Annotated in this window: 14 protein-coding genes; 9 read left to right on the top strand and 5 right to left on the bottom strand. The window is 54.7% G+C overall.

The annotated features are described in order from the left end of the window. Positions 1–144 precede the first annotated feature (144 nt). From secA to ACTF58_RS01410, 3 genes are all read left to right on the top strand, one after another. Entirely contained in the window at positions 145–2,820 is a 2,676-nt protein-coding gene (gene secA, locus ACTF58_RS01400) for a preprotein translocase subunit SecA (protein WP_438990173.1), read from the top strand. A gap of 97 nt (positions 2,821–2,917) precedes the next feature. Continuing rightward, positions 2,918–3,844: a hypothetical protein gene (locus ACTF58_RS01405; protein WP_438990174.1), complete on the top strand. Its 927-nt coding sequence runs from the start codon at positions 2,918–2,920 to the stop codon at positions 3,842–3,844. Positions 3,845–3,865: 21 nt separating this feature from the next. Further along, positions 3,866–5,428 (top strand): substrate-binding domain-containing protein, encoded by a 1,563-nt coding sequence (locus ACTF58_RS01410; RefSeq protein ID WP_438990175.1) that lies wholly within the window; start codon positions 3,866–3,868, stop codon positions 5,426–5,428. Here the strand turns inward: ACTF58_RS01410 and radC are convergent. The 3 genes from radC to dnaK form a co-directional block, all read right to left on the bottom strand. Next, positions 5,425–6,189 carry a RadC family protein gene (gene radC / locus ACTF58_RS01415; protein WP_438990176.1) on the bottom strand — a complete coding sequence of 255 codons (765 nt, stop codon included), beginning with the start codon at positions 6,187–6,189 and terminating at the stop codon, positions 5,425–5,427. The two genes, ACTF58_RS01410 and radC, sit on opposite strands and share 4 nt — an antisense overlap. Positions 6,190–6,419: 230 nt before the next feature. Next, positions 6,420–7,568, bottom strand: a complete 1,149-nt coding sequence (dnaJ, locus tag ACTF58_RS01420) for a molecular chaperone DnaJ (RefSeq protein ID WP_438990177.1) — start codon at positions 7,566–7,568, stop codon at positions 6,420–6,422. 76 nt (positions 7,569–7,644) lie between these two features. Continuing rightward, entirely contained in the window at positions 7,645–9,558 is a 1,914-nt protein-coding gene (dnaK, locus tag ACTF58_RS01425; protein WP_438990178.1) for a molecular chaperone DnaK, read from the bottom strand. Between the two features lie 206 nt (positions 9,559–9,764). On the opposite strand from dnaK, the gene ACTF58_RS01430 reads away from it, so the two are divergent. Next, positions 9,765–10,370, top strand: a complete 606-nt coding sequence (locus tag ACTF58_RS01430) for an alpha-ketoglutarate-dependent dioxygenase AlkB family protein (protein ID WP_438990365.1) — start codon at positions 9,765–9,767, stop codon at positions 10,368–10,370. On the opposite strand, the gene ACTF58_RS01435 is transcribed toward ACTF58_RS01430, so the two are convergent. After that, positions 10,363–10,950 carry an SH3 domain-containing protein gene (locus ACTF58_RS01435; protein ID WP_438990179.1) on the bottom strand — a complete coding sequence of 196 codons (588 nt, stop codon included), beginning with the start codon at positions 10,948–10,950 and terminating at the stop codon, positions 10,363–10,365. The two genes, ACTF58_RS01430 and ACTF58_RS01435, sit on opposite strands and share 8 nt — an antisense overlap. Next, entirely contained in the window at positions 10,947–11,768 is an 822-nt protein-coding gene (locus tag ACTF58_RS01440; RefSeq protein ID WP_438990180.1) for an ABC transporter permease, read from the bottom strand. Before ACTF58_RS01440 ends, ACTF58_RS01435 begins: the two co-directional genes overlap by 4 nt. A gap of 138 nt (positions 11,769–11,906) precedes the next feature. Between ACTF58_RS01440 and cysQ the strand changes: the two genes are divergently transcribed. The 5 genes from cysQ to ACTF58_RS01465 all read left to right on the top strand — a co-directional run bounded on the left by cysQ (position 11,907) and on the right by ACTF58_RS01465 (position 17,200). Further along, positions 11,907–12,704: a 3'(2'),5'-bisphosphate nucleotidase CysQ gene (gene cysQ, locus ACTF58_RS01445; RefSeq protein ID WP_438990366.1), complete on the top strand. Its 798-nt coding sequence runs from the start codon at positions 11,907–11,909 to the stop codon at positions 12,702–12,704. 1 nt (position 12,705) lies between these two features. Next, positions 12,706–13,923: a glycosyltransferase family 2 protein gene (locus tag ACTF58_RS01450; protein WP_438990181.1), complete on the top strand. Its 1,218-nt coding sequence runs from the start codon at positions 12,706–12,708 to the stop codon at positions 13,921–13,923. Positions 13,924–14,079: 156 nt separating this feature from the next. Then, positions 14,080–14,976 carry a UTP--glucose-1-phosphate uridylyltransferase GalU gene (galU, locus tag ACTF58_RS01455; protein ID WP_438990182.1) on the top strand — a complete coding sequence of 299 codons (897 nt, stop codon included), beginning with the start codon at positions 14,080–14,082 and terminating at the stop codon, positions 14,974–14,976. A gap of 15 nt (positions 14,977–14,991) precedes the next feature. Further along, positions 14,992–15,975 carry a UDP-glucose 4-epimerase GalE gene (gene galE / locus ACTF58_RS01460; RefSeq protein ID WP_438990183.1) on the top strand — a complete coding sequence of 328 codons (984 nt, stop codon included), beginning with the start codon at positions 14,992–14,994 and terminating at the stop codon, positions 15,973–15,975. Beyond that, positions 15,965–17,200: a glycosyltransferase family 4 protein gene (locus ACTF58_RS01465; protein ID WP_438990184.1), complete on the top strand. Its 1,236-nt coding sequence runs from the start codon at positions 15,965–15,967 to the stop codon at positions 17,198–17,200. The genes galE and ACTF58_RS01465 overlap by 11 nt, the downstream gene beginning before the upstream one ends. The last annotated feature ends 38 nt before the right edge of the window (positions 17,201–17,238 follow it).

Raw genomic sequence — 17,238 nt, forward strand, 5'->3', positions numbered from 1 at the left:
CTCGGCGTTGACACTGCCAAAACCGCCCCTTACATCGCCTTAAGGCCAAGACACGCTTTCTGTTCCAAGCCGTTGTAGGACGCGCATAATACCGGGGCAAGCAAATGTCTTGCGACGAGATAAAATGAGCGGATCGGACTAATTATGCTTGGACTTGGATCACTCGCCAAAAAGGTTTTTGGCACGGCAAACGACCGCAAGGTTAAGGCGACAAGGCCTTTGATTGATCAGATCAATGCGCTTGAATCAGCCTTTGAAGCCCTGAGCGATGAGCAGATTATTGCTAAGACGTCCGAATTCAAAACGCGCGTCTCTGAGGGCGAAAGCCTTGATGCACTTTTGCCTGAGGCTTTTGCCAACTGCCGAGAAGCAGCCAAGCGGGCCTTGGGCCTGAGAGCCTTTGATGTGCAGCTCATGGGCGGGATCTTCTTGCACCAAGGCAATATCTCGGAAATGAAAACGGGTGAGGGCAAAACGCTCGTTGCTACCTTCCCAGCATACCTCAACGCCCTCACAGGCAAGGGCGTGCACGTTGTTACAGTAAACGATTATCTCGCGCGCCGTGATGCGGAATGGATGAGCAACGTCTTTAGCGCACTCGGAATGACAACGGGTGTGATCTATCCACAGCAGCCCGAAAATGAAAAGTCAGCCGCCTACGCGTCAGACATCACTTACGCGACAAACAACGAGCTCGGCTTTGATTATCTGCGCGATAACATGAAATCCGAGCTGAAACAGATCAATCAAAAAGTCCATCATTTTGCGATCGTCGATGAAGTTGACTCTATCCTGATTGATGAGGCACGCACGCCACTGATTATTTCGGGGCCGTCTGAAGACCGGTCGGAACTTTATATCCAGATCGATAAACTGATTCCTGAGTTGACCGAGGAACATTACAGCCTTGACGAAAAAACACGCAATGTAACCTTCTCAGATGAAGGCAACGAATTTTTAGAACAGCTCCTGCTTCAGCGCGGCGTTCTGGAGGAAGGTCAAAGCCTCTACGACCCCGAAAGCACAACAATCGTGCATCACGTCAATCAAGGCCTTCGCGCGCACAAGCTTTTCGCCAAAGACAAAGACTATATCGTCCGTAACGGTGATGTTGTTTTGATCGACGAATTCACGGGCCGTATGATGGCTGGCCGCCGGCTTTCTGAGGGGCTACATCAAGCGATTGAGGCCAAGGAAGGCTGCAATATTCAGCCAGAAAACGTAACGCTGGCTCAGGTGACGTTCCAAAACTACTTCCGCCTCTATGACAAGCTTGCCGGTATGACGGGAACTGCGACGACCGAAGCCGAAGAATTCATGGAAATCTATAGCCTTGGTGTTGTTGAAGTTCCAACGAACAAGCCCATTGCACGGATCGATGACGACGATGCTGTCTACCGCACAGCGCAAGAAAAATTTGCTGCTATCGTAGAGACGATCAAGGAAGCTAACGCCAAAGGCCAACCCATTCTTGTGGGCACAACCTCGATTGAGAAATCCGAATTCCTCAGCGAAATGCTCACAAAAGAAGGCGTGAAGCACAATGTTCTGAACGCGCGCCAGCATGAGCAGGAAGCTCAAATCGTCGCGGACGCAGGCAAGCTTGGCGCTGTCACAATCGCTACAAACATGGCCGGCCGCGGCACAGACATCAAACTTGGTGGCAATGTCGAGTTCAAGATCATGCAAGCGATTGCAGAAACGCCCGACGCGGACATTGAGGACGTGCGAGCCAAAATTGAAGCTGAGCACGAGGGCTGGGAGCAAAAGGTTAAGGAGGCTGGCGGTCTCTTTGTTCTGGCCACTGAGCGCCACGAAAGCCGCCGAATCGACAACCAGCTCCGCGGCCGCTCTGGCCGTCAGGGCGACCCTGGGCGCTCTTCTTTCTATCTCAGCCTTGAAGACGACCTGATGCGCATTTTTGGCTCAGAGCGGCTGGACAAAGTCCTTTCAACACTCGGCATGAAGGACGGCGAGGCAATTGTTCACCCATGGGTCAACAAATCTCTGGAGCGCGCTCAAGCAAAAGTTGAAGGCCGCAACTTTGACATCCGCAAACAGCTTCTCAAGTTTGATGATGTGATGAATGAACAACGCAAAGTTATCTTCAAACAGCGCCGCGATATCATGGAGGCCGCCGACCTTTCAGCCATTACCCAAGATATGCGCAATCAAGTTATTGATGATTTGGTTGATGAATTCATGCCACCTAAAACCTACGCGGACCAATGGGACACAGAGGGGCTATATGCCGCCTGCATTGAAAAGCTCGGCATTGATGTGCCTGTGATCGACTGGGCGGCGGAAGAAGGCGTCGACGACGACGAGATCACCGATCGGCTCGAAAACGCCAGTGACACCTTTATGGCATCCAAGGCCGCACATTTTGGGCCAGAGACAATGCGTATGATCGAAAAGCAGGTTTTGCTTCAAACGATCGATAAGAAATGGCGCGAGCATTTGCTCACCTTGGAACACCTGCGTTCTGTTGTCAGCTTTCGTGGATATGCGCAGCGCGACCCGCTCAACGAGTATAAAAACGAAGCCTTCCAGCTCTTTGAAAATATGCTCGACAGCTTGCGTGAAGACGTAACTCAGCAGCTTGCCCTTGTCAGGCCGCTGTCAGACGAAGAACAGCAACAGGCCCTTGCCATGATGCAAGAGCGTGAACAGATGAGCGCGGCCCCAGCGGAGCCACTCACGCCCAAGTCAGAAGGCTTTGTCGAGGATGACCCAAGCACTTGGGGCAACCCTGGTCGCAACGAAGAGTGTCCTTGCGGCTCTGGCAAGAAATTCAAGCACTGTCATGGGCGTGTATAAAGAACCACAGAAACGCCAGAATGACTCCGCGCTTTTGCCCTAAGTGTGCCCAAGTTTTTAACGAAACTGCCTCCGAACCTTTAAGGCGGAGGCAGATATGCCCGACTACAAAAGATATGGAATTGCTGGCGCGACGTTTGCCACAGTCTTGATCACAGGCCAGATTATGCAGACCATGTCTGCGCCTAATCGTGCGAGCGCCGCAGATGTGCAGGCCATGCCTTTGCCTGTTGCGATATCAGACATTGAATTGACCGCCGCAAATGATGAGACGCTGACAACGGCTTCTCTCAACAGTTCTTCAAGCGTCTCTCAGGGCACCAAACAACCGTTACCGAGTGAGGCGTGCAAAGTCACATTATCTGCCACGCCTGTAGCGGCTGCACTTGTCGATCTTGATCTGTCTGCGCCCTGCGCTCCAAATGAGCGAGTGGTCATCCATCACAATGGAATGATGTTTTCAGACGTCACCAACAACGCTGGAATATTGAGCACCACCGTTCCCGCCTTGAGTAAAGCGGCCATCTTTATTGCGTCTTTTTCCGGAGGCGAAGGCGCCGTCGCAAATGCCACGGTCGATGACATCGACACATATGATCGAGCTGTTGTTCAAATGCAGGGCGATTTTTCAATCAGCCTTCATGCCCGTGAATTTGGCGCAGATTATGGCGAGACGCGGCACATATGGAACGAGCGCCCTGGCGATATTGTTGACGGGGTAACAGGGCATGGCGGCTTTATGATTGCGTTAGGGAACCCAAGTCTTGAAAACCCTCTCATTGCTGAAGTTTACAGCTTTCCAACGGGTATGGCGAAAGAAGTGGGCGACATTACTCTGAGCGTTGATATCGAGATTACGTCCGACAACTGCAATAAGGACATTGAGGCACAAACTCTGCAAACAAGCCGTGGCGAAAAGATCGCGGTTCAGACTTTGGATATGTCTATGCCGGCTTGTGATGCCGTTGGAGACTTTCTGATGTTGAAAAAGCTCGTCAATGACATGAAGGTGTCTTTCAACTGACGGTTAGGTTGAGAGGCTCTTTTGGTAAATGTTAAGCGTGCAGCTTTTGCTGCTGCACTTTTGGTTTTTAGCTCCATACAATCGCTTGAGGCTCAAGATGTTACACTCACCTCGCGTGATAAATCAGTGCAGATTGTGGGCAACCTTCTGGGTTTTGATGGTCAATTCTATCGGGTTGAAACGGATTATGGCGAGCTAACGGTTGATGGGTCTGGCGTCGAGTGCGTTGGGCCTGGTTGTCCGAATCTGAAATCGTTTGTGGCTGATCTCGATATTTCTGGAGCGCCCGAGATTGGAAATCTCTTATTGCCTGCTCTGATTGAGGCCTACGCCGCCGAGAACGGCCTCAAAACCGAGCGGGCGACAGAGAGCGACGAAAAATTCAGCATTACCCTTCTTCAAAAGTCCGATAACACCACGCTTGCTCGATTTTATTTTCATATAAATTCAAGCAGCGAGGGCTTTGCAGACCTTCTGGCTGACGAAACCGATATTGTGATGTCGACGCGCGAGATAACGGCGCAGGAACGCAAGCTTGCGCGTGAAGCCGGGATGGGGGACATGACACGCCTTGGGCGCGCACGCGTTTTGGCTCTTGATGCATTGGTTGCGATTGTTTCAAATCAAAATCCCGTTGAAGACATAAGTGTTTTGCAACTTTCCGAGATTTATTCTGGAAAGATTAACAACTGGAAAACCATCGGTCCGCAGGACGCCGCGATCACCCCGTATTTGAGAGACCTTGAGACAGGCGCAGGCGCTGTGGCCTTGCAGCGGCTCCTGCTTCAGGAGAGCCAAGCGACAGCCAGCACAACACGGTTTTCGACTGATAATTTTGATCTCTCAAAACGCGTATCTATTGATCCGTTCGGGATAGGGCTTGTCGGGCGCTCGGCAACATTAGATGCCAAAATTCTCACCCTGACTGGCCCCTGTGGGCGCTCCTTGCGGCCCTCGCGTCGCAATGTGAAGACAGAAGATTACCCGCTGACAACCCCCTTGTTTTTATACCTTCCTGCCAGACGCCTCCCCAAAATCGCACGCGATTTTTTGAGTTACACACGTAGCCCTGCTGCACAGTTTGTGATCAGGCGGGCGGGGTTTGTCGATCAGGCGCCAGAAGAGATTCCGATTGATTTTCAGGGCGACCGTCTGGCAAATGCAATTTCAGTCGCGGGCGATGAAATGAGCCTTTCAATGACCCGCAACATGATTGCCGAGTTGCGACAGATGCGCAGATTGACCACTTCGTTTCGTTTTGAAACTGGGTCCGTGCGCCTTGATGCGCAATCCCGCTCGAATGTGGAGCAGCTTGCTGGCGCAGTTGAAGCTGGAATATATGACGGAAAAAGCCTCGTTTTTATTGGCTTTAGCGATGGTGAGGGTGCCGCAGACGGCAATCTGGAAATTTCCAAGCGGCGGGCGGAGGTTGTAAAAAATGCTGTGCAAAAAGCTGCTGAAACGGCTGATTTCACACAGCTTGATATCAGCGTTCAGGCTTACGGCGAGGCGATGCCTATGGCCTGTGATGACACGGAGTGGGGACGGCAAGTCAACCGCCGTGTCGAAGTTTGGATCCGCTAGAGAAGGCCTGAAGCACGGAAGCTCAATTCGGTCGATTTGCCGATGATGAGATGGTCATGCAACGTGAGGCCAAGAGCCTGTGCCGCGCGCTCAATCTGGGCAGTCATTGAAATATCTTCTGGAGAAGGCGTCGGATCACCCGAGGGATGATTATGCACTAAAATCAATGCACTGGCATTCAACTCAAGCGCACGCTTGACGACCTCGCGGGGGTAAACAGGGACATGATCGACCGTCCCTGAGGCTTGTTCTTCATCGGCGATGAGGGTGTTTTTTCGGTCTAGAAAAAGCACGCGGAATTGCTCTGTGTCGCGGTGGGCCATGGCGGTGTGACAGTAGTCGATAAGGGCGTCCCAGCTGGACACAACGGGGCGCTGGAGGATACGGGAGCGGGCGAGGCGTTGGGCGCTGGCCAAAACGATTTTCAGCTCACAAATCACCGCCTCGCCAACACCGTTGACTTCAAGCAACCGCTCGGCGGGAGCGGATATTATGCCATTGAAATCATTGAATTTCTCAAGGAGAAGCCGTGCGAGGGGCTTTACGTCGCGGCGGGGAATGGCGCGAAAAAGGAGAAGCTCCAAAAGCTCGTAATCGGGCATCGCCTCCGCCCCACCCGACAGGAAACGGGCGCGCAGGCGCTGGCGGTGATCCGCGATATAAGAAGGCAGCTTACCCTTTGGAATCGCAGGAGAAATTGCGACCTCATCACAGGCAAACAACGGCAAGCTGGCTTCGGAAAACTGGTTACGCTTAGACATGACGAAAGCCTGCCTGAGCAGGGTGAATAAGTGGTTAATTTTGCAAAGGTTAACGATTCGATTTTGGAAAAATAGGGGGGTGAAAAGCGTGCACACTGCGTGCACCATGCGTGCACCGCCCGCTCAACATCCCGAAAAACAGCAGGTGTTAAGGCTGCGCGCGGTTCTCATTAACCAAAAAATAAGGGCGCACCTGTAGGCGCGCCCCTGCTGTTGAAGTGAGTCGGGGTTTAACCCTTCATCGAGTCCCAGAAACCTTTAACCGACTTAAAGAAGCTCTTGCTCTCGGGGTTATTGTCTTCGGAAAGCTCTTCAAACTCCTTGAGCAGCTCTTTTTGCTTGCTCGTCAGATTAACCGGCGTTTCGACCGCCAGCTCGATGAACATATCGCCCGAGCCACCGCCCCGCAGGGCGGGCATACCCTTGGCGCGCAGACGCATCTGCCGACCAGACTGGGAGCCTGAAGGAATTTTGACACGCGAGCGGCCACCGTCGATTGTCGGCACTTCGATGTCACCGCCGAGCGCGGCGGCGGCCATGCTCACAGGAACACGACAGAAGAGATTGACCCCTTCACGCTCAAAGATTTTATGCGCTTCGACCTCTATGAAAATATAAAGATCACCCGTTGGGCCACCGCGCATCCCTGCTTCGCCTTCGCCTGCGAGGCGAATGCGCGTGCCTGTCTCGACACCCGCAGGAATATTAACGGCAAGGGAGCGGTCTTTTTGAACGCGGCCTTGGCCGTGGCATTTCCCACAGGGGTTTTTGATGGTCTGGCCGAGGCCCGAGCACGTCGGGCAAGTGCGCTCGACTGTGAAGAAGCCCTGCTGTGCGCGGACCTTGCCCATGCCTGAACAGGTCGGGCACGTCGTTGGCTCGGCCCCGCCTTCTGCGCCTGTTCCGCTACAACCGTCGCAGGCGACAGAGGTTGGAACATTGATGGTTTTTTGCAGACCAGAGAATGCGTCTTCAAGGGAGACACGCAGATTGTAGCGCAAGTCAGCCCCACGTGAAGCGCGCTGACGTCCGCCGCCGCGTTGGCCGCCCATAAAATCGCCGAAGAGATCATCGAACACATCGGAGAAAGCAGAGGAGAAGTCGCCCTGTCCACCACCCATACCACCGCCAGGACGCCCGCCGCCCATGCCGCCTTCAAAGGCAGCGTGGCCGTAACGGTCGTAGGCGGCCTTTTTATCGGCATCCTTCAAGACCTCATAAGCCTCACCCGCCTCTTTGAACTTGGCTTCAGAGTCGGGGTTGTCTGTGTTGCGGTCGGGGTGAAGCTCTTTCGCTTTGGTGCGATAGGCTTTTTTAATTTCGTCGGCTGAGGCGCCTTTTGAGATGCCAAGCGTCTCGTAATAATCGCGTTTTGCCATGGGTCACTACCCTTTCTGGAAACAAGCGAGGCCGATCCGGCGCGCGGACCGGCCCCTGCCAATCTTCCTTAGGCGCTTAGCTGCGCTTTTCGTCGCCAAGGTCTTCGAAGTCAGCGTCGACGATATCATCGTCGGCTCCGCCCTCATCGGCAGCATTGGGCATATCGTCGCCCGCCTCTGCCTGTGCCTTATAGATCGCTTCGCCCAGCTTCATGGCTGATTCTGTGACGTTCTGGATCCCAGCTTTGAGCTTGTCTGCCGTGATGTCCTCTTTGTCGAGGTCATCGCGCAGAGCCGCGATCGACAGTTCGATCGCTTCGACTGTGGTTGGATCAACCTTGTCAGAGTGCTCTTCCACAGACTTTTCTGTCGAGTGGATCAGGCTCTCGGCTTGGTTGCGCGCTTCCACAAGCTCGCGACGGTCCTTATCGGCTTCGGCGTTTTCTTCGGCGTCTTTCACCATTTTCTCGATGTCGGCGTCTGAAAGACCGCCCGAGGCTTGGATGGTGATTTTTTGCTCTTTGCCTGTGCCTTTGTCAGCCGCACCAACAGAGACGATCCCGTTGGCGTCGATGTCAAATGTGACTTCGATCTGTGGCAGGCCACGCGGCGCTGGCGGGATGTTCTCAAGGTTGAACTGACCAAGCATCTTGTTGTCGGATGCCATTTCACGCTCGCCTTGGAAGACGCGGATTGTCACGGCGTTTTGGTTGTCTTCGGCTGTTGAGAAGATCTGGGACTTCTTCGTCGGGATCGTTGTGTTGCGGTCGATCAGACGGGTGAAGACGCCACCGAGTGTTTCAATACCGAGCGAGAGAGGCGTTACGTCAAGCAGAACAACGTCTTTGACGTCGCCCTGAAGAACGCCCGCCTGAATGGCCGCGCCCATGGCAACAACTTCATCAGGGTTCACGCCTTTGTGCGGCTCTTTGCCGAAGAATTTTGTCACTTCTTCAATGACTTTCGGCATACGCGTCATACCACCCACGAGGACGACTTCGTCGATATCGCTTGTGGAGAGGCCCGCATCTTTGAGCGCTGCGGCGCAAGGCTTCAGCGAGTTTTTGATCAGGTCAGAGACGAGGCTTTCAAGCTTGGCACGTGTCAGCTTCATAACCATGTGCAGCGGCGAGCCGTCTTTGCCCATGGAGATAAAGGGCTGGTTGATCTCGGTTTGTGACGAGCTGGACAGCTCGATTTTGGCTTTTTCAGCAGCTTCTTTGAGACGCTGGAGGGCCATTTTGTCTTTGGTCAGATCAACGCCGTTTTCCTTTTGGAACTGGTCCGCAAGGTATGCAACGATGCGCATGTCAAAGTCTTCACCGCCGAGGAATGTGTCGCCGTTGGTGGACTTAACTTCAAAGAGGCCATCGTCGATTTCGAGGATGGTCACGTCGAATGTGCCGCCGCCGAGGTCATAGACCGCGATGGTTTGGGTTTCTTTTTTGTCGAGACCATAGGCCAGCGCGGCGGCTGTTGGCTCGTTGATGATGCGCAGGACTTCGAGGCCCGCGATTTTGCCGGCGTCTTTTGTCGCCTGGCGCTGGGCATCGTTGAAGTATGCGGGAACGGTGATCACCGCTTGGGTCACATCTTCGCCAAGATAGCTCTCAGCAGTTTCTTTCATTTTGCCGAGGATAAAGGCAGAAATCTGGCTGGGCGAATACTTCTCGCCGCGCGCTTCGATCCACGCGTCGCCATTGCCGCCATTCACAACATTGAAAGGCATATGCTTTTTGTCTTTTGCGAGGTCCGCGTCATCAAACCGGCGGCCGATGAGACGCTTGACGCCAAAAACAGTGTTTTCAGGATTTGTGACAGCCTGACGCTTGGCGGACTGGCCAACGAGGCGCTCGTCTTCTGTGAAAGCAACGATCGACGGCGTTGTGCGCGCGCCTTCGGAGTTTTCGATCACGCGGGCGGCAGAGCCGTCCATGATCGCAATACATGAGTTTGTGGTGCCGAGGTCAATACCAATGACTTTTGACATTTTTGATCCCTTCTACGTTAAGGCGATGTTGCGAGGTCAGACCCGTTACGGCATCTGCCCCCGATATGTTAGCTTGAACAGGAGGATCCTGATCAAACGCTTCGGAGGGTATATAAGGAGCACAAAATGCCCCTGCAAGCGCCGAGACAGAGAAGAATCGGCAAATTTAGGTGCTTTTAGCCCAGAAAGGTGGAAGCGTGGTAAATCTGGCTCATAAGATCGACCTGAACGGGGCGAAATTCTATAGCGAAGCGCTGACTCGGAGTGCGCAAGAGGGGCTTTTGGAGGACATTCGCCAAATCGCCCGCGCGGCGCCGCTTTATGCGCCCGAAACGCCACGGGGGCAGAAAATGAGCGTCAGGATGACGGCGGCGGGCAGATTTGGCTGGATCACCGACAGGCGCGGCTACCGATATGAGGCGCGCCACCCGCGCGGGGCGGCTTGGCCCGCGATACCGGAAAGTTTGCTCGCGCTCTGGCGCGCGGTGGTGCCTGAAGCGCGCGCGCCTGAATGTGCATTGATCAACTTTTATGGCGAGGGCGCGCGGATGGGGCTGCATCAGGACAAGGACGAGGCCGACTTTGGCCAGCCTGTTGTCTCTGTGAGCCTTGGCGACGAGGGCCTGTTTCGCATTGGCGGTGAGACGCGCGGCGGCAAAACGGCCTCTCAGTGGCTTCGCTCGGGAGATGTGCTTGTGCTTGGTGGCGCTGCGCGGCTGGCACATCACGGCGTCGACAAAATCCGCTTTGGGTCAAGCACGCTTCTGCCAGAGGGCGGGCGGATCAATGTGACGATGCGGGTTGTTACCTGATCGAGCAGCAGCCCGTCAAAAGCGTCGTGCGGCCATTGATGTTTGCTAAAACATCCACCGAAAAACCAAACTGTCTGTCGCTCATACCATCGTTGCAAGCCGCTGGCCGAATGATTGCTGTCACACTGTTTGTCTGGCTCGTTGCCTTGATAAAAGAGTGGGTGTTCCAATTTGCAGACACGCCTTGCTCTACAATCTTGTAGCGAATTGTCCCTTCGCCCAAACCGTCAAAAAACAAATAAGCTCCATGTGAAAGCGACCAGAACGGCTCGGTTCCATAACAGCTCTCCGGCAGCCCTCCTTCCAGTTGGTTGGCGGACAGTGTAAGATAGCGCATGGAGGCCCAGCCAGCTTGCTCTCCAACATTGAGAAGCGCCCAGCCTTTGTGAGTGCGCACCACTTCCACATTTTGTGCATCAGGCGTCAGGACGCCAATGATCGCAGATGCGCTTGTTGGCTCGGCGCGGACATTGAGCACATCATTGGCCGCAACATCATAGACATCATAAAGCGCGGGCAGCTCTTGGGCATCAGCCACTGAGGCAAAGACGAGGAACACAAGCGCAAGACAGCGGATCATCGGCGTGCACTCCAAGACAGGCTGGCGTGGCGGCGGGTATAAAACTCGCCCATAAGGCCCACCATAATCAGGACCAAGCCCACCAAAAAAGCATATTCCCAATGGGTGTAACGCGGATTGTAATTGATAAAGGCAAAGCCGCGAGACTGATCAATGATATGAAAAAGCGGGTTCCAATCAAACATCGCAAGCATATAGCCTGGCAAGGTATTGGCGACGAACATCTTGCCTGACGCGATCATATTGGCGCGCTGATAAATCAGGGTGAATGTGGCCACAAACCCGGGAAACCACGGCTTGATCGCGAGAAGCACCATCCCGACAGCGCAACCTGTAAACCACGCCAAGAGGAGCATTCCCATTGCTGCGATGGGGCGGTCAATCGTGAAGGTCTGAACGGCCATGTAGTATCCAAAAAGAATGACGAAGGCCGAGAGGATTTGAAGGTAAAGCGAAGACAGGGCCGAGGAGGCGATTGCGACAATCGTATTCATCGGGGCGTGCAGCATCATCGGGGAAGACGGCCCAGAGGCGCCAGACACGGCGCCCACAGCCTTCACGTGAGTCATGTAAAGGAAGATACCTGTCATAATGTAAACGAGAAAGTCGCCCCGAAGAGCCGCACCGCGCAGCCCCAAGAGCGAAAACATAATATAAAACGCAAGCACCATAACGGCCATTTGCATCAGATTGGTGACAAGTGACATGATCGCATTGCCGTGCGAAGATCGGATGGAGTGCACCACCGAATGATAGATCAACTCAAAAATGATAAGGGCCGAAGTGATCGTCGACCTACGCCGCCTAACCTGAAACATCTACTCGTTGCCCCGCCTTTCGCGGTTTGTTTTACGCGCCAATTCTTGCCGAACCGTTACGCAGCCATCATAAGGGGAATAAGCGCGCTAATCAACAAAACCGTGACGTGAGGCATAATGAGTGAAGGACTGAAGCAGATGAACTACGAAAAACTAACCCAAGTGATGCGTGAGCTGGCGCTTGTTGCGGGCGACAAGATTATGGAAATCTATGGTCGCGACGACTTTGAGGTAAAGTCAAAGTCTGATGACAGCCCTGTGACAGAGGCCGACGAAGCCGCCGATGCTATTATCTCGGCAGGGTTACGGGCCGCCTTTCCTGATGTGCTTATCGTCACGGAAGAGCAGGCGGCGACGCATGATATGCAGGCGGATACTTTTCTAATTGTTGATCCGCTCGACGGAACCAAGGAATTTGTCCACCGCCGCGGCGATTTTACTGTGAACATTGCATATGTGGAAAACGGGGTGCCGACCCGTGGGGTTGTTTATGCGCCGGCGAAAGAGCGGATGTTTTATACGCTGGCGGACGGCAGCGCTGTGGAAGAAGACGGGCCGTTTGATAAGGCAAGTGCTGGCGCGACACGGGCGATCCGTGTGGCCGCGAGTGACAATGCGGCGCTGATGGTTGTTGCGTCCAAGTCGCACCGCGATCAGGCGACAGACGATTACATCAACAAATACGCCGTGAAAGACAGCAAGAGCGCTGGCTCAAGCCTGAAATTCTGCCTTGTGGCGACGGGCGAGGCGGACATTTATCCGCGCGTTGGCCGCACGATGGAGTGGGACACAGCGGCCGGCCATGCTGTGCTGCATGGGGCGGGCGGCAAAGTTGTTGTGTTTGCGACGCATGATCCGCTTGTTTACGGCAAGGAGGGCTATGCGAATCCGTTTTTCATCGCCTATTCGCCTGCGGTTGATTTGAAGACGCCCTGATATGACAGGGCCGTCTGTCAGCGTTGTTGTTGTCAGCCACGGGCGGCCCGAGAGCCTTTTGTGGTGTCTTTCGGCCTTGGCAGGCGTGGCCTATCAGCCTTTTGAAATTGTGGTTGTCGCCGATCTGGCGTCTTGTGCTTATGTGAGCGAAAGCCCTTATGCTGGACGCGTTAAGCTTGTGGCGTATGACACGCCAAACATCGCCGCTGCGCGCAACACAGGTGTGGCTGAGGCGGCGGGCGAAATTATTGCGTTTATTGATGATGATGCGGCTGCAGAACCTTTGTGGCTGCAGCATCTGGTGGCGGGTTTTGGTTTGCCTGACGTGGTGTGCACAGGCGGATATGTGCGCGGGCGCAACGGTATTTCTTATCAATGGACGGCGCGGCAGGTCGACAGGGCGGGCCGCGCTCAGGCCCTTAAGGCAGAAGGCAGCGCGCCTTTCCTCCCCGAAACAGAGGCTGGTTTTGCTGTGAAGACCGAGGGCACAAATATGGCCGTGCGGCGCGATGTGCTTGTGGCGCTGGGCGGGTTTGACGAGGGGTTTCACTTTTATCTTGATGAAACCGACCTCAACCTGCGGCTGGCAGGTGCGCACCACAAAACCGCGCTTTGCCCCAGCGCTCAGGTGCACCATGCTTATAAGGCCAGCACACGGCGTAAAGCCGACAGGACTGTCACAGACCTGTTTGATGTGGGCGCAAGCACCGTGCTCTTGCTGCGCAAATTCGGGCAACCGCTTGAGCCACGCTGCTCCGAGATGGTTGAGGAACAGGCGTCGCGCATGGCCGACCAAGTCACACGCGGACTGCTCAGCGAAGATGCGGCGGCAGAGGTCATGCAAAGTCTTGAGGCTGGGTTTGAAGCGGGCGCGCGCCGTGCAATCGGGCAATATTCGAACGCCCTGCGCCAACCGCCTGCTTTTCAGGAGTTTTTGCCAGACCGTAACGGGAGCGTAACACTCTCTGGGCGCTGGTGGCAGCGTAGAAAACTGCGCAAAGAAGCGGTGAAGCGCGCTGCACAGGGCGCCAATGTTTCGCTCTATCTTTTCTCTTTGGATACGCGCTTTCACCATGTCCGCTATGATGACGCCGGCTATTGGGAGCAATCTGGCGGGCAGTTCGGGCGCGCAGAACGCAATGAGCCGCTCTTTCAACTGGTGCGCTTTCGCAAACGGCTCACACAAGAGCAAAATCGCGTGGCGCAAATTCGCGGTTAGCGTGCAAATGTTAGCAAATGGGCCACAGTGAGGAAAATTCCCCGCCTTTGTCTCTTTTTTAGGATCTATAATATATTCCATGCGAACATTTCGTGTCATTGTTCGCTCAATCTGGCGCACACTAAATGATGCGCCTTGTTAGTAAAGAGGTCAGGCATGAAGAAGAAAATCACCAAGGCAATTTTCCCTGTCGCGGGGCTTGGGACACGTTTTTTACCAGCGACAAAATCTGTCCCAAAAGAAATTATGACATTGGTCGACAGGCCACTTATTCAATATGCAATTGATGAAGCGCGCGCCGCTGGTATCAAAGAATTTATTTTTGTCACCTCGCGCGGCAAAGGCGCGCTTGAGGATTATTTTGACGAATCGCCCCAGCTTGAACAGACGCTACGCAAAAAAGGCAAAGACGAGCTTCTCGACATCTTGCAATCGACCAATATGGAGAGCGGCGCGATTGCTTACATCCGCCAACATAAGGCGCTTGGCCTTGGTCATGCGGTCTGGTGTGCGCGACGTCTTATCTCGAACGAGCCATTCGCTGTGATCCTGCCTGACGATGTGATTGCGGCGGAAAAGCCCTGCTTGCAGCAGATGGTTGAAGCCTATGAAGAGAACCCCGGCTGCATGGTCGCGGCGATGGAAGTTCCGCAATCGCAGACAAACGCTTATGGTATTCTGGATGTTGAGGACGACATGGGCGCGCGCGTGAGCGTAAAAGGCATGGTGGAAAAGCCTGCCGCTGGCACCGCGCCGTCCAATCTTGCGGTCATTGGCCGCTATATCCTGACCCCTGATGTGCTGCGCAATCTGAACAAAAAGAAATCCGGCGCAGGCGGAGAAATCCAACTGACCGACGGGATCGCTGACGAAATCGAAGAGGGCCGCCCTGTCTATGGCTACCGCTTTCAGGGGCAGCGGTTTGACTGCGGATCCAAATCGGGCTTTCTTCAGGCGACCGTGTCTTTTGGGCTCGACCGTCCCGAACTGCGCGACGATTTGATGGGGTATTTGCAGCACGTGGTGAACCACACCCGAAAAGCGGCAGAATAACAGCCGAGGTGCTCTTTGGATAACATACTTGTCACAGGCGGCGCGGGCTATATCGGCTCGCACGCCTGCAAAGCCTTAAAAGCCGCTGGCTTTAACCCTGTCACATTTGACAACCTCGTCACAGGTTGGGAAGACGCAGTAAAATTTGGCCCGTTCGAGCGCGGTGATCTTCTGGACCGCGCAAGGCTGGATGAGGTTTTTGCCGCTTATCGGCCTGTGGCTGTGATACATTTTGCAGCGCTGAGCCAAGTGGGCGAGAGTATGCAAACCCCCGGAAAATACTGGCTTAACAATGCTGGCGGCTCTCTCAATCTGATCGAGGCGGCGGCGGCGGCGGGCTGTAAGCGGTTTGTCTTTAGCTCAACCTGCGCGACCTATGGCGACCAAGACAATGTTGTGCTTGATGAGCAAAGCGTGCAACTGCCCATTAACGCCTATGGCGCAAGCAAGCGCGCGATTGAGGATATGCTCAGCGACTTTGGCGCAAGTGACGGGATCGAGAGTGTGATCTTTCGCTACTTTAATGTTGCGGGGGCAGACCCTGACGGCGAGGTTGGCGAGTATCACCAGCCCGAGACACATCTTATCCCGCTGATCCTTGATGCGATTGACGGCAAGCGGGCGGCGCTCACGATCTTTGGGACCGATTATGACACGCCAGACGGAACCTGCATTCGCGACTATGTCCATGTCTGCGATCTGGTAGATGCGCATATTTTGGGCCTCAAGTGGCTTATGAGCGGCAAAGGCAGCCGCGTCTTCAACCTTGGGACAGGCGATGGCTTTTCTGTGCGCGAGGTGATGGACCGCGCCGCAGAGGTCACAGGACGGCCTGTGCCTTGCACTGAAGGGCCGCGACGCGCGGGCGACTGCACCAAGCTTGTGTCTGGCTCAAAGCGCGCAGAAGACGAGCTTGGCTGGCGCCCGAAGCGCTCGACCCTTAAAGACATGGTATCGGACGCCTGGAATTGGCATCAGAGCGGACATTATGACAAGTGACCTCCCTTCGGCGCGGCTATTGGACCTGTCACGACTGCTGAGCCGTGCGGGGCGGGTTATGACAGGTGTTGACCGTGTGGAGCGCGCCTATCTTCGCGCGCTGATCAAAAGTGATGTGCCGGCCTACGGGTTGATCCGCACGCCTCTCGGCTTTCTGCTTTTGGACGAAGGCGGGATGAAAAAACTCGCAGCAAAGATCGACGGCGATGTGCCTTGGGGGCCTGCGAGTCGCTTGGCAAAGGTGTTTTCCAAACTTCCCCCCGAGCTGCAACGCGCCCTGACGGATGCGCGCAAGCTTGCCATTGCCCGCTGCACACGGCGCGGGCTGGGGCGGATGCTCAAGCGGCATTTGCCCGACAGAACGGCCTATTTCAACACAGGCCACAGCAACCTGACCGACTATGTGACCACAGGCGTAAAGGCTCTGCGCGGCGGCAAGATTGTTGTGTTTGTGCATGATACCATTCCGCTTGATCACCCTCATTTTCAGCGGGATGGCTCTGTAGAGCGCTTCAAACTGTTTTTATCGCGCGTTTCGGCAAAGGCCGATCTTGTGATCTACAATTCGCAGGCCACGCAGGAGGCGGCGGACGCCCAACTTACCAATCTCGGGCGTGTTCCGCAGGGGATGGTTGCGCATCTTGGGGTGGAGATCACAGAGCCAGACAAGGCGGCGCTGCCAAAGGGGCTGCCCTTTGAAGGGCCATATTTTCTATGTGTCGGAACCATCGAGCCGCGCAAAAACCATCTCTTGCTGATTGATGTTTGGGAACAGATGGAAAAGCAGATCCCGCCACAAGACCTGCCACAGCTTCTGATCTGTGGGCAGAGGGGCTGGAAAAACGACGAGTTTTTCTTTCGGCTGGAAAACTCGCGGCTCAACGGGCGGTTTATCCACGAGCTTTCGGGGCTAAGCGATGGCGCCATTGCGGCCTTGCTTGACGAGGCGGCGGGTGTTGTTTTTCCCAGTCTGGCAGAGGGTTATGGGCTGCCTGCGCTGGAAGCGGCGGCGCGCGGCACCCCTGTGATCTGCGCCGAATTGCCTGTATATAAGGAAGTGCTTGGGGATATTCCCGTTTACGCAAGCGTGAATGACAGCTATCTTTGGATCAGAAGAGTATTGTCATTGGCTGAGAGCAGGCGGACAGGACAGAGGCCGATTAAAGACGCCTTCGCCCCGCCGACATGGGACGCGCATTTCAACCTCGTCTTAAGCGAGACGTGAGAGAGTGATACCAAGTTCGTTTTTAACCAGTGAGGTGA

Origin of the sequence: Lentibacter sp., assembly GCF_965657785.1 — a bacterium.
Classification (GTDB): Bacteria; Pseudomonadota; Alphaproteobacteria; order Rhodobacterales; family Rhodobacteraceae; genus Lentibacter.

Coding starts and splice junctions, on each gene's coding strand:
- secA (WP_438990173.1), top strand. CDS start 145: ATGCTTGGACTTGGATCACTCGCCAAAAAGGTTTTTGGCACGGCAAAC.
- ACTF58_RS01405 (WP_438990174.1), top strand. CDS start 2,918: ATGCCCGACTACAAAAGATATGGAATTGCTGGCGCGACGTTTGCCACA.
- radC (WP_438990176.1), bottom strand. CDS start 6,189: ATGTCTAAGCGTAACCAGTTTTCCGAAGCCAGCTTGCCGTTGTTTGCC.
- dnaJ (WP_438990177.1), bottom strand. CDS start 7,568: ATGGCAAAACGCGATTATTACGAGACGCTTGGCATCTCAAAAGGCGCC.
- dnaK (WP_438990178.1), bottom strand. CDS start 9,558: ATGTCAAAAGTCATTGGTATTGACCTCGGCACCACAAACTCATGTATT.
- ACTF58_RS01435 (WP_438990179.1), bottom strand. CDS start 10,950: ATGATCCGCTGTCTTGCGCTTGTGTTCCTCGTCTTTGCCTCAGTGGCT.
- ACTF58_RS01440 (WP_438990180.1), bottom strand. CDS start 11,768: ATGTTTCAGGTTAGGCGGCGTAGGTCGACGATCACTTCGGCCCTTATC.
- cysQ (WP_438990366.1), top strand. CDS start 11,907: ATGAACTACGAAAAACTAACCCAAGTGATGCGTGAGCTGGCGCTTGTT.
- ACTF58_RS01450 (WP_438990181.1), top strand. CDS start 12,706: ATGACAGGGCCGTCTGTCAGCGTTGTTGTTGTCAGCCACGGGCGGCCC.
- galU (WP_438990182.1), top strand. CDS start 14,080: ATGAAGAAGAAAATCACCAAGGCAATTTTCCCTGTCGCGGGGCTTGGG.
- ACTF58_RS01465 (WP_438990184.1), top strand. CDS start 15,965: ATGACAAGTGACCTCCCTTCGGCGCGGCTATTGGACCTGTCACGACTG.